General features: G+C 32.9%; 15 protein-coding genes and 5 tRNA genes. All 20 read left to right on the top strand.

Features of this window, described 5'->3' with window-relative positions; all coding sequences use genetic code 11:
- Positions 1 to 37: 37 nt before the first annotated feature.
- Complete coding sequence (locus N1F78_RS11785) at positions 38 to 1,309, top strand: DUF2851 family protein (RefSeq protein ID WP_406683364.1); 1,272 nt, start codon at positions 38 to 40, stop codon at positions 1,307 to 1,309.
- Positions 1,310 to 1,345: 36 nt separating this feature from the next.
- Entirely contained in the window at positions 1,346 to 1,570 is a 225-nt protein-coding gene (locus N1F78_RS11790) for a PspC domain-containing protein (RefSeq protein ID WP_299556144.1), read from the top strand.
- A gap of 5 nt (positions 1,571 to 1,575) precedes the next feature.
- Positions 1,576 to 2,619, top strand: a complete 1,044-nt coding sequence (locus tag N1F78_RS11795) for a potassium channel family protein (RefSeq protein ID WP_406683365.1) — start codon at positions 1,576 to 1,578, stop codon at positions 2,617 to 2,619.
- A gap of 85 nt (positions 2,620 to 2,704) precedes the next feature.
- On the top strand, positions 2,705 to 4,294 hold the full coding sequence (locus N1F78_RS11800; protein WP_406683366.1) for an alanine/glycine:cation symporter family protein: 1,590 nt from the start codon (positions 2,705 to 2,707) through the stop codon (positions 4,292 to 4,294).
- A gap of 15 nt (positions 4,295 to 4,309) precedes the next feature.
- A complete protein-coding gene (locus N1F78_RS11805) occupies positions 4,310 to 5,182 on the top strand; it encodes a ComEA family DNA-binding protein (protein WP_406683367.1) in 873 nt (290 codons plus the stop codon).
- Positions 5,183 to 5,196: 14 nt separating this feature from the next.
- Positions 5,197 to 6,363: an acyl-CoA dehydrogenase family protein gene (locus tag N1F78_RS11810; RefSeq protein WP_406683368.1), complete on the top strand. Its 1,167-nt coding sequence runs from the start codon at positions 5,197 to 5,199 to the stop codon at positions 6,361 to 6,363.
- Between the two features lie 80 nt (positions 6,364 to 6,443).
- Positions 6,444 to 6,638 carry a 30S ribosomal protein S21 gene (gene rpsU, locus N1F78_RS11815; RefSeq protein WP_406683369.1) on the top strand — a complete coding sequence of 65 codons (195 nt, stop codon included), beginning with the start codon at positions 6,444 to 6,446 and terminating at the stop codon, positions 6,636 to 6,638.
- A gap of 94 nt (positions 6,639 to 6,732) precedes the next feature.
- Positions 6,733 to 7,623 carry a tyrosine-type recombinase/integrase gene (locus N1F78_RS11820; protein ID WP_406683370.1) on the top strand — a complete coding sequence of 297 codons (891 nt, stop codon included), beginning with the start codon at positions 6,733 to 6,735 and terminating at the stop codon, positions 7,621 to 7,623.
- A 36-nt stretch (positions 7,624 to 7,659) separates the two neighbouring features.
- Positions 7,660 to 7,962: a ribosome hibernation-promoting factor, HPF/YfiA family gene (hpf, locus tag N1F78_RS11825; protein ID WP_406683371.1), complete on the top strand. Its 303-nt coding sequence runs from the start codon at positions 7,660 to 7,662 to the stop codon at positions 7,960 to 7,962.
- Positions 7,963 to 8,064: 102 nt separating this feature from the next.
- Positions 8,065 to 8,138: transfer RNA gene (locus N1F78_RS11830), tRNA-Thr, on the top strand.
- A 41-nt stretch (positions 8,139 to 8,179) separates the two neighbouring features.
- Positions 8,180 to 8,262 (top strand) — tRNA-Tyr (locus tag N1F78_RS11835).
- Positions 8,263 to 8,306: 44 nt separating this feature from the next.
- Positions 8,307 to 8,379, top strand: a tRNA-Gly gene (locus tag N1F78_RS11840).
- Between the two features lie 58 nt (positions 8,380 to 8,437).
- Positions 8,438 to 8,509 (top strand) — tRNA-Thr (locus tag N1F78_RS11845).
- A gap of 63 nt (positions 8,510 to 8,572) precedes the next feature.
- Positions 8,573 to 9,760 carry an elongation factor Tu gene (gene tuf, locus N1F78_RS11850; RefSeq protein WP_406683372.1) on the top strand — a complete coding sequence of 396 codons (1,188 nt, stop codon included), beginning with the start codon at positions 8,573 to 8,575 and terminating at the stop codon, positions 9,758 to 9,760.
- 68 nt (positions 9,761 to 9,828) lie between these two features.
- A tRNA-Trp gene (locus N1F78_RS11855) sits at positions 9,829 to 9,901 on the top strand.
- 15 nt (positions 9,902 to 9,916) lie between these two features.
- Positions 9,917 to 10,114: a preprotein translocase subunit SecE gene (gene secE, locus N1F78_RS11860; protein WP_147769302.1), complete on the top strand. Its 198-nt coding sequence runs from the start codon at positions 9,917 to 9,919 to the stop codon at positions 10,112 to 10,114.
- Between the two features lie 9 nt (positions 10,115 to 10,123).
- Positions 10,124 to 10,678 (top strand): transcription termination/antitermination protein NusG, encoded by a 555-nt coding sequence (nusG, locus tag N1F78_RS11865; protein WP_282136286.1) that lies wholly within the window; start codon positions 10,124 to 10,126, stop codon positions 10,676 to 10,678.
- Positions 10,679 to 10,749: 71 nt separating this feature from the next.
- Positions 10,750 to 11,187 (top strand): 50S ribosomal protein L11, encoded by a 438-nt coding sequence (rplK, locus tag N1F78_RS11870; RefSeq protein ID WP_406683373.1) that lies wholly within the window; start codon positions 10,750 to 10,752, stop codon positions 11,185 to 11,187.
- Between the two features lie 17 nt (positions 11,188 to 11,204).
- Positions 11,205 to 11,894, top strand: coding sequence for a 50S ribosomal protein L1 (gene rplA / locus N1F78_RS11875; RefSeq protein WP_406683374.1), 690 nt, complete (start codon positions 11,205 to 11,207; stop codon positions 11,892 to 11,894).
- A 19-nt stretch (positions 11,895 to 11,913) separates the two neighbouring features.
- Positions 11,914 to 12,435, top strand: coding sequence for a 50S ribosomal protein L10 (gene rplJ / locus N1F78_RS11880; protein ID WP_406683375.1), 522 nt, complete (start codon positions 11,914 to 11,916; stop codon positions 12,433 to 12,435).
- Positions 12,436 to 12,485: the final 50 nt, after the last annotated feature.

Raw genomic sequence — 12,485 nt, forward strand, 5'->3', positions numbered from 1 at the left:
GTAATCAAATGTAGTCAACTTTTTATATTTTAGAGTGGTGCAAGAAGATTTTCTACATTACATCTGGAAATACAAAAAGTTTAAATTTAAAACTATAAAAACAGCTCAAGGCGAAACTGTTGAAATCAACTCTGTTGGGCAACATAATTTAAATTCTGGTCCTGATTTTTTTAATGCTCAAATTAAAATTGAAAATCAGTTATGGGCAGGTAATGTTGAGATTCATATTAAATCCTCAGACTGGTTTTTGCATAACCATGAACAAGATACGGCTTATGATAATGTAATCCTTCATGTAGTTTGGGAACATGATATGGAGGTTTTTAGGAATAATAACAATGTAATCCCAACACTTGAATTAAAAGGTTTAGTTGAAAATCAAGTTTTAAATAACTTTAAAAACTTAATTTTTAAACAAAACAAGTGGATTAATTGCGAGCAAGATTTCGGAGCTATTGATGGATTCTTGCTTAATAATTGGCTAGAACGCTTGTATTTTGAACGTTTAGAACGAAAAGCAATAGAAATAGAACAACTGCTTGAATTATCAAACAATAATTGGGAGTCGGTTTTATTCAAAATGTTAGCAAAAAACTTTGGGTTGAAAGTGAATGGAGATTCATTTTTAAGTGTGGCTCAATCCCTAAATTTTTCAACTATAAGGAAAGTTAAGTCTAACCAAACTTCTTTGGAGGCTTTGTTGTTTGGTCAGGCAAATTTGTTGGACGTTGAGGTTGAAGACCCTTATTTTCTAAGTTTAAAGAAAGAATATGCCTTCTTAAAGCAAAAATTTAGTTTGAATAATGATTCAGTTTTGCCGATTCAGTTTTTTAGATTGCGCCCTTTAAACTTTCCAACTATAAGGTTATCACAACTTGCAAGTTTGTATTATAAACATGAAGCTCTTTTTTCACAAATTATTGAGACTAATAATTTAAATGATTTTTATAAGATTTTTAGAGTAAAAACCTCAGACTTTTGGCAAAGTCATTATACATTTCAAAAGGAGTCAAAGTCAACTTCAAAATTTTTATCAAAAGCTTTTATTGATTTATTAATAATAAACACCATTTTACCAATAAAGTTTTGCTATGCCAAACATAGGGGAGAAACCATTGATGATATTCTAATACAAATAACTAATAGTATAGCTTCAGAAAGTAATAGCATTATTTTGGCCTTCAATAAATTAAAAAGCGTTTCAAATTCGGCTTTATACTCTCAGGCTTTAGTTCAGCTTAAAACCGAATATTGTGATAGAAATAGGTGTTTACAATGTGCAATTGGTAATGTAATTTTAGGTAAATAAACTTTTAAACTAATAAACTAAAGATTAACTTGCAGCATGAATATATATAAACCTTTATTGTTTTTTCAAAAGCATGGTTATTATGTTTGTCAGCGTATAGCAGATAGATTAGGAATTAGAGCCAAAGTGGTTCGAACTAGTTTTATGTATCTAACCTTTGTTACCGTTGGTTTTGGTTTTGCTTTGTACCTGTTTTTAGCATTTTGGATTCGCATTAAAGATTTAGTTTATACCAAACGTTCGTCAGTTTTCGATTTATAGTTTTTATGAATAACCCCTTAGTTAAGCTTTTTAGATCTAAAATATATACGGCACTAACTTTACTAATTGTTTTAATGGTGGTGGGTGTTGTAGGTTTTATGGCAATATCAAACTATTCATGGGTAGACGCATTGTATATGACTGTAATTACAATGACTACCGTGGGGTTTGGCGAAGTTCAACCTCTTGATGAACAAGCTAAAATATTTACTATTTTTTTAATTTTAGCAAGTGTGGTTATAGTTGGTTATGCCATTTCTATAATTACGGAGTATATTTTAAGTAAAAATGATATTGAGGAAATAAAACAGAAAAAGATGCAAAAAAAGATTGATGGTTTTAAAAACCACGTTATTATTTGTGGTTACGGAAGAAATGGTAAACAAGCTGCCAGAAAACTTATGGCACATAATAAATCTTTTGTTGTTATAGAGAAAGATAAGGAAGTTGAAGAACGCTTAAGATTAGATGATGTACCTTATGTTATTGGAAATGCTAATGAAGATGAAACTTTAATGTTAGCGGGTGTAGATAGAGCTTCAAGCTTTATATCTGCATTACCCAATGACGCAGATAATCTTTTTGTGGTTTTATCGGCTAGACAAATTAATAAAAGAATAAATATTATTAGTAGAGCTTCACAAGAATCCTCTTATGAAAAACTAAAATTTGCTGGTGCTAATAATGTTATTTTACCAGATATGATAGGAGGAGATCATATGGCATCTTTAGTGGTTGTGCCTGGTTTAATGGAGTTTATTGATAATTTAGCCATTATTGGTGAGTCCAATATTAATATAGAAGAAGTTGCGGTTGAGAAACTTTACAATTCAAAGAAGGCAAAAACTATAAGAGATTTAGATTTCAGAAAAAGAACAGGTTGTACCATAATTGGTTATAAAAATTCTAATGGAGAGTATACTGTAAACCCTGAGCCAGAAACCATGTTAGAAGCAAATTCTAGAATTATAGTTTTAGGTAGGCCAGAACAAATAGAAGAGCTAAATTCTGCCTTTGACATAGAGATAGAAAACGGTTCAATTCTATAGCTGAATTTTAAATAGTCAATTATTTTTAGCATCTTGCTTTCAATTAATGGCCATTTTAACAAAAACTAACTAATTATAAAATCTTATGAAGAAACTTCTTCTTTCAATAGTATCTCTAATTTTTCCATTTTTAACTTTTGCTCAAGAAGCGACTGAAAAAGGTTTGGATGAGAGAATAAATGAGTTGTTTAAGCCAGTATCAGATATTTGGAGTGGTTTTATTTTTACTTCTGTTAAGTTAGCTGAGGGAGTTTCAATGCCAATTGTAATAATATGGTTACTATTAGCAGGTTTGGTGTTTACTATTGTTTTTAGGTTTGCTAACATTAGACTTTTTCCTGTATCTGTAAATATAGTAAGGGGAAAGTATGATGAATTAGATCACCATGAGTCTATGAGTATGGCTGGTGATCCGACTCCCGGTGGCGATATTCTTGAAACTATTGCAATAGAAAATCATGAAGGTGAAGTGTCACATTTTCAGGCTTTAACAGCTGCTCTATCAGGAACTGTAGGTTTAGGTAATATTGCAGGTGTTGCCATAGCAATTTCTTTAGGTGGACCTGGAGCAACATTTTGGATGATTGTTGCTGGTTTATTAGGTATGTCTTCAAAGTTTGTTGAATGTACTTTAGGTGTTAAATATAGAGATATTGGTGAAAACGGAACTGTTTATGGAGGACCAATGTATTACCTAAAGAAGGGGCTTAAAGATGTTGGTAAAGGAACCTTAGGTAAAATATTGGCAATAGTATTTGCGGTAATGTGTATTGGTGGTTCATTTGGGGGCGGAAATATGTTTCAAGCTAATCAAGCTGCTCAACAGTTTAATACCATGATAGGGTCAAATTCTACTTCGGCAGGTGTTCTGTTTGGTGTTATTATGGCTATTCTGGTAGCCATAGTTATTATTGGTGGTATTAAACGTATTGGTAGTATTACAGAAAAAATAGTGCCATTTATGGTAGGAATATATTTTCTCGCAGCAATTGTAATTATTGTTATGAATATTGGACAAATAGGTTCAGCTTTTGAGCAAATATTTGATGGGGCATTTAATGCAAAAGGAATTACAGGTGGTGTGCTTGGAGTTTTAATAATAGGTTTTCAAAGAGCGGCATTTTCTAATGAAGCAGGAGTTGGTTCTGCTGCTATTGCCCATTCAGCTGTAAAGACAAAATATCCTGCATCGGAGGGTTTAGTTGCGCTATTAGAACCTTTTATTGATACCGTTGTGGTTTGTACTATGACCGCGTTAGTGATTATTATTACTAATGGAGATGGAAGTATTATGGAGTATGGAGTGAAAGCTCCGGATGGAGTATTAGCAACTTCTAAGGCTTTTGCATCGGTATTACCTTGGTTTCCTTATGTTTTAACTATTGCGGTGGTATTATTTGCATTTTCAACTATGTTATCCTGGTCTTACTATGGTTTACAATCTTGGATGTTTTTATTTGGACGTTCAAAAGCTTCTGATTATACATTTAAAATTTTGTTTTGCCTTATGATTATTGTAGGCTCTGCGGCAAGTTTGGGTGCTGTAACAGATTTTTCGGATGCTATGATTTTTGCAATGGCAATTCCTAATATTATAGGATTATACTTTTTATTTCCAAAGGTTAGAGATGAGGTTAGAAGGTATATTGGTGCTATAAAAGGTGGTAAATCATAATAAAAAATAAAGATTATGAAATCCCATTTCACGTTTACTAAAGGACAGCGGAATGGGATTTTTTTATTGGTACTTCTCATTATTGTATTTCAGTGTGTTTATTTTTTTATTGATTTTTCTTCCAAAGAAGTTGTTGTAAATCAAGAAAAACTCACAAAGTTTAACAACGAAATAGATTCTCTTAAACAAGTTGAGCTTGATGCACGAAAACCAAAGATATTTCCTTTCAACCCGAATTTTATTACTGATTATAAAGGAGCCGCATTAGGAATGAGCAATGAAGAAATAGACAGATTGTTAGAGTTCAGAAAACAAGGTCAATGGATAAATTCTACTAAGCAGTTTCAACAAGTAACTCAAGTTTCAGATTCATTATTAAAAACAATTTCCACTTATTTTAAATTCCCAGATTGGGTCTTAAATCCAGTTAGAGCGTCAAATTGGAATAGTGAAATAAATAAAAATATATCTAAGACGTTTGCTCAAAAACAAGATTTAAATAAAGTTACAGCTTTAGAGCTTCAAAAAATTAATGGTATTGGCGAAGTGCTCTCTGGTAGAATTATAAAATTTAGAAACAAATTTGCTGGAGGATTTATTGCTGATGTTCAATTACATGATGTATACGGTTTAACACCAGAAGTTATTGAGCGTCTTACAAGCCACTTTACAGTTAAATCTCCAAGAAAAATTCAAAAGTTAAACATTAATAGAGCTTCAATAGATGAGTTGGTAACCATTCAACACATTGATTATGACATTGCTCATAATATTATTGAACAAAGAACTTTAAGGGAGGGTTTCAAATCTTTTGATGAATTAGCAAAAGTTATAGACTTTCCGATAAAAAAAATCGAGATAATTAAATTATATTTGTCGCTCGATTAAAATTTCACATTCTTATGACGAATATGTACTTCACGGAAGAACATAACCTTTTTAGAGCAAGCTTGCGTGATTTTCTAAAGAAAGAAGTAGTGCCTCATATTAATGAGTGGGAAGAAACTGGTTCTATAGATTTTTCTGTTTGGAAAAAATTTGGGGATATGGGTTATTTTGGTATTCATTACCCTGAGGCTTATGGTGGTTCAGACTTAGATATTTTCTATACCGTTATTTTACAAGAAGAACTTCAAAGAATTCATTCTGGAGGGTTTGCAGCTGCAGTATGGGCACATGTTTATTTGGCTATGACGCATCTTAATGCAGAAGGGAGTGAAGAAATGAAACTTAAATATTTAGCACCTAGTATTTCAGGTGAAAAATTAGGGTGTCTATGTATTACGGAACCTTCAGGAGGAAGTGATGTAGCTGGTATGAGAACTACAGCAGTAAAACAAGGTGATAGCTATTTAATAAATGGGTCTAAGACATTTATTACTAATGGAGTTTATAGTGATTACCTGGTTGTGGCAGCCAAAACAAACCCTGAAATAGGAAATAAAGGGATTAGTATTTTTGTAGTTGATAGAGATTCAGATGGAATTTCAGCAACTAAATTAGATAAACTAGGTTGGAGGGCTTCTGATACTGCTGAAATAGCTTTTGATAATGTAAAAGTTCCTGCTAATCAATTATTAGGGGAAGAAAATCAAGGGTTTTCATATATACTGCAGCACTTTGCAATTGAACGTTTAGTAATGGGGGTAAATGCACATGCCCGTGCAGAATATGCACTAGAATATACTTTAAATTACATGTCTGAAAGAACTGCTTTTGGAAAGGAATTAGATAAATTTCAGGCTTTAAGACATAGGTATGTAGAAATGTATGCCCAAATGGAAATTTGTAAAACATATAACTATGCGGTTGCCGCAAGTTTAGAGAAAGGTGAATATGTGGTTAAAGAGGCTTCCATTTCTAAATTAAAATCTACTGAAATGGCAGATAAAGTAATTTATGAATGTATGCAATTTTTGGGAGGGTATGGGTATATGGAAGATTATCCTTTAGCAAGATTATTGCGTGATAGTAGGTTAGGACCTATAGGAGGTGGTACTTCTGAAATATTAAAAGAAATTATTGGTAAAATGGTTATTGATAAAAAGAATTACAAGCCGGCAACATAATTTGTTTAATGAATTGTAAATTATAAATTAGTTTTTATATTTGCACTCCAAAATTTTAAAAGAAGGGAGGTTAAGGCACTATGTTAGTTGTACCAATTAAAGAAGGAGAAAATATAGATAGAGCTCTAAAGCGTTATAAAAGAAAGTTTGATAAAACTGGAAGAAAAAGAGCTTTACAAACACGTAAGCAGTACACTAAACCTTCTATTGCTAGAAGAGCATTAGTCCAAAAGGCACAATATGTTCAAAAGCTAAGAGACGCAGAAGAAGTTTAATTAATTATTATAATATTGAAATCCCACTTTTAGTGGGATTTTTTTTGTGCTTAATTCTTTTGTATCTTTATTTTTCTACTATACCAATATTTAAATGTCATTACAATCATTTTCAGATTATCTATTATTAGAAAAAAAATATTCAAAATTAACGGTTGATGCTTATATAAAAGATTTAAGCAACTTTATGGAATTTATAAAATCTGAATATCAAGATAGTGATATTAGTAAGGTGAATTATGCCCAAATTAGAAGTTGGATTGTTTTTATGGTTGAAAATGGTTTGTCTAACAGGAGTATAAACAGGAAGGTTTCAGCTTTAAATACCTATATTAAATTCCTTTTAAAAGTTGGTGATATTAAAACTAACCCATTGTTAAAGCATAAAGCTTTAAAGACTAGTAAAAAAATACAAGTGCCTTTTTCTGAAAATGAAATTGATATGGTATTGGAGAGCATATATGACGGTGATGATTTTGAAAGTACTCGAAACAAATTAATCGTAGAACTGTTTTATACTACAGGAATCAGGAGAATTGAATTAATAAACCTAACACTTTCAAGTGCAGATTTAGAAAACAAAACATTAAAAGTACTTGGGAAGAGAAATAAAGAGCGTATTGTTCCGTTATTAAGTTCTGTTCAAAAAACAATGCATAACTATTTAATAGCTAGAAATAAATTAGATACTATTGCAGATACACAGAGCTTGTTTTTAACAAAAAAGGGTATTAAAATTTATGAAACACTTGTTTACAGAATAATAAATACCTATTTTAGTGAGGCATCTTCTAAAGTCAAAAGAAGCCCACATATATTAAGGCATTCTTTTGCAACTCATTTGCTAAACCAAGGTGCCGATATCAATGCTGTTAAAGAGCTTTTAGGACATTCTAGTTTGGCTGCTACACAAATTTATACTCACAATAGTATAGCCGAATTAAAAAAAGTGCATATAAAGGCACATCCAAGAAGTAAAAAGTAACAGATGAAATTATTGTCTAACCAAAAAAAGAAAAGTATGAAAGTAAACACGCAATCAGTTAACTTTAGCGCTGACAAAAAGCTTTTAGAATTCATTCAAAAAAGAATGGATAAACTGGATATGTTTTATGACAAGGTTATTAAGTCTGATGTTTATTTAAAAGTTGAGAACACGAGCGACAAGGAAAATAAAATCTTTGAAGCAAGAGTAAGTGTCCCGGGAGATAGCTTTGTTGTGAAAAAACAATGTAAATCTTTTGAAGAAGGGGCAGATATGGCAGCATCTTCATTAGAAAGGCAACTAAAAAAACGAAAAGAAAAATTAAGAGCTCATTTATAGTGAAAAATTTTCAAAAAATGTTTTGAATAAAAAAATAAATCAATACATTTGCAGTCCGTTAGAAATAGCGGGCTTTTTTTATGCATAAAATTGTATAAAAATGCCGATGTAGCTCAGCTGGCTAGAGCAGCTGATTTGTAATCAGCAGGTCGTGGGTTCGAGTCCCTCCATCGGCTCAAAAAAAGAAAAAGTTCTTTAAAATACTGGAAAATTAATTGGGAAGATACTCAAGCGGCCAACGAGGACAGACTGTAAATCTGTTGGTTTTTACCTTCGCAGGTTCGAATCCTGCTCTTCCCACAAATAATTTTGATTATTAAATTAGCAAGTTTGCTTGCTAAATTGCGGGAGTAGCTCAGTTGGTAGAGCGTCAGCCTTCCAAGCTGAATGTCGCCAGTTCGAACCTGGTCTCCCGCTCAAAATTCCTGCGAAGGCAGGAATCTCATTTGAATTAATGAGGATGTAAACACTTTACGCCGGCGTAGCTCAGGGGTAGAGCGTTTCCTTGGTAAGGAAGAGGCCACGGGTTCAAATCCCGTCGTTGGCTCAAAATTAAATTGAATTAGAATACACTAATATTATTATATAACTAAGATTAAATTATTTTAACATGGCAAAAGGAACTTTTGATCGTTCAAAACCACATTTAAATATAGGTACTATTGGACACGTTGATCACGGTAAAACAACTTTAACAGCTGCTATTACAAAAGTATTAGCTGACGCAGGTTTATCTGAGGCTAAAGATTTCGATCAAATCGATAACGCTCCAGAAGAAAAAGAAAGAGGTATTACAATTAATACGTCTCACGTTGAGTATCAAACAGCTAACCGTCACTATGCACACGTTGACTGTCCAGGTCACGCCGATTATGTAAAGAACATGGTTACTGGTGCTGCTCAAATGGATGGTGCTATTTTAGTGGTTGCTGCTACAGATGGTCCAATGCCACAAACTCGTGAGCACATCTTATTAGGTCGTCAGGTAGGTATTCCTCGTATCGTTGTTTTCTTAAACAAAGTTGATATGGTTGATGATGAAGAGCTATTAGAGCTTGTTGATATGGAAGTTAGAGATTTATTGTCTTTCTATGAATATGATGGAGATAATGGTCCTGTAATTTCTGGTTCTGCTTTAGGTGCACTTAACGGTGAGCAAAAATGGGTAGATACTGTGTTGGAATTAATGGAAGCATGTGATAATTGGATTGAAGAGCCTGTTCGTGATATGGATAAGCCATTCTTAATGCCAATTGAAGATGTGTTCTCTATTACAGGTCGTGGTACTGTTGCTACTGGTAGAATAGAAACTGGTGTTGCTAATACTGGAGATCCTGTTGAAATTATTGGTATGGGAGCTGAGAAATTAACTTCTACTATTACTGGTATTGAGATGTTCCGTCAAATATTAGATAGAGGTGAAGCTGGAGATAATGCAGGTATATTATTAAGAGGTATTGAGAAAACTCAAATCTCAAGAGGTATGGTAATCACTAAACCTGGTTCTGTAACTCCACATGCTAAGTTTAAAGCTGAGGTTTATATCTTGAAAAAAGAAGAAGGTGGTCGTCACACACCATTCCATAATAACTACCGTCCACAGTTCTACGTGCGTACAACAGACGTAACTGGTAATATTGCATTACCTGATGGAGTAGAAATGGTTATGCCAGGAGATAACTTAACTATTACAGTTGAATTAATTCAACCAATTGCAATGAATATTGGTTTACGTTTCGCTATTCGTGAAGGTGGTAGAACAGTTGGTGCAGGTCAGGTAACTGAGATTTTAGACTAAACAATAGTTTATTAAATAAATAGTCAAGGTATCACGCTTAAAAGCGTGATGCCTTTTGACTTATATTTACGGGTTTAGCTCAGTTGGTAGAGCACTGGTCTCCAAAACCAGGTGTCGGGAGTTCGAGTCTCTCAACCCGTGCAAATAAAAATATAAATGGCAGGATTTGTAAATTATATAAAAGAATCATTTGGTGAACTTAAAAACAATGTAAGTTGGCCTACTTGGGCTGAAGCTCAAAATTTAACTGTGCTTGTTGCTGTGTTTTCAATAATTTTCTCTCTGGCAATCTGGGGAGTAGATACAGTATTTGCTAAAGTTATTGGTTTTTACTTTGACTTCATTAATAATTAATAATAAGTTATGTCTGAAGTAAGCGAAAAAAAATGGTACGTTGTTAGGGCTGTAAGTGGTCAAGAAAACAAAATCAAAACTTATATTGAGAATGAAATTGCTCGATTAGGTTTACAAGATTATGTTGACCAAGTACTGGTTCCTACAGAAAAAGTGATTCAGATTAGAAACGGGAAAAAAATAAGTAAAGAAAAAGTTTATTTTCCTGGATATATAATGGTTCAAGCCAATTTATCGGGAGAAGTTCCTCATATCATAAGATCTGTTACTAATGTAATAGGTTTTTTAGGTGAAACAAAAGGTGGTGATCCTGTACCGTTAAGGCAATCTGAAGTTAACAGAATGTTAGGTAAAGTAGATGAGTTATCTGTTGAAGAAACGGCTAATGTTGCAATTCCGTTTACTAAAGGAGAAACGGTAAAAGTTATTGATGGACCATTTAATGGGTTTGATGGAACTATTGAAAAAATAAATGAAGAAAAGCGTAAGCTTGAAGTAATGGTTAAAATTTTCGGAAGAAAAACACCATTAGAGTTGAGTTATATGCAAGTTGAAAAAGTATAATAATTGTTACACTATATATGAGCTCTTAAGCTTCCAACTTATAAGAGCAATATCAAATTAAATTATTAAAAATGGCAAAAGAGTTAAGTAAAGTAGTTAAGCTACAAGTTAGGGGAGGTGCAGCGAATCCGTCGCCACCGGTTGGACCCGCTCTAGGTGCTGCTGGAGTTAATATCATGGAGTTCTGTAAGCAATTTAATGCTAGAACCCAAGATAAAGCTGGTAAGGTATTACCAGTTGTTATTTCGGTTTATAAAGACAAGTCTTTTGACTTTGTTATAAAAACCCCTCCAGCTGCAGTACAATTATTAGAAGCGGCCAAGGTGAAGAAGGGTTCAGGTGAACCAAATCGTAAAAAAGTAGCTAAAGTTTCTTGGGATCAGGTTAAAACTATTGCAGAAGACAAAATGGTAGATTTAAATGCATTTACAGTTGAGTCTGCTATGAAAATGGTTGCTGGTACGGCAAGAAGTATGGGAATAACTGTAACAGGGCAATTCCCTAATTAATCTTTAAAACATTAAAAATGGCAAGATTAACAAAAAAGCAAAAAGAAGCTGTAGCGAAAATTGAAAAAGGAAGACTTTATTCAGTAGATGAGGCTTCAGCATTAATTAAAGAAATTACCAATACAAAGTTTGATGCTTCTGTTGATTTAGCAGTTCGTTTAGGAGTTGATCCTAGAAAAGCAAATCAAATGGTAAGAGGGGTTGTATCTCTTCCTCATGGTACTGGTAAAGATGTGAAAGTATTAGCATTAGTAACGCCTGATAAAGAAGCGGAGGCTAAAGAAGCAGGTGCGGATTATGTTGGTTTACAAGAATACCTTGATAAAATTAAAGGTGGTTGGACTGACGTTGACGTTATAATTACTATGCCAAGTGTTATGGGTAAATTAGGTCCTTTAGGACGTGTATTAGGTCCTCGTGGTTTAATGCCAAACCCAAAAACTGGTACAGTAACTATGGATGTTGCTAAGGCAGTAAGTGAAGTAAAAGCTGGTAAAATTGACTTTAAAGTTGATAAAACTGGTATTGTTCATGCTGCTATTGGTAAGGCATCATTTAGTGCTGATAAAATTGCAGGTAACGCAAATGAATTATTACAAACATTAATAAAACTTAAGCCAACTGCGGCTAAAGGAACTTATGTGAAGAGTATTTTTATGTCTTCAACTATGAGTCCTAGTGTTGCTGTTGATCCTAAGGTTGGTTAATTAGTTAAAAACTTTTATTATGACAAGAGAAGAAAAATCACAAGTAATTGAGGAGTTAACTGGAGAATTAGCTAACAATGCAAATATCTATTTAACAGATATTTCTGGGTTAAACGCAGGAACAACCTCAGATTTACGTCGTGCTTGTTTTAAAGCAAACGTAAAAATGGCTGTAGTTAAAAATACATTACTTGAAAAAGCAATGGAAGCTTCAGATAAAGATTTTGGAGACCTTCCTACTGTTTTAAAAGGAAATACATCTGTGATGTATTCTGAAACAGGTAATGCACCAGCTAAGTTGATAAAAACTTTCCGCAAAAAATCAGAGAAGCCTTTGTTAAAAGGAGCTTTTATTGAAGAGGCAGTTTATATTGGCGATGAGCAATTAGACGTATTAGTAGATATCAAATCTAAAGAAGAGTTGATTGGAGAAATTATTACAATTTTACAATCTCCTGCTAAAAACGTTATTTCAGCACTTCAATCAGGTGGTGGAAAACTTGCTGGTATTATTAAAACACTATCTGAAAAAGAAGGATAGTATTAAAAAGTACGCACTTATTACAATTATATTATTATTAAAAATTTATT

Source organism: Seonamhaeicola sp. MEBiC01930 (assembly GCF_045277075.1).
Taxonomy (GTDB): domain Bacteria; phylum Bacteroidota; class Bacteroidia; order Flavobacteriales; family Flavobacteriaceae; genus Seonamhaeicola.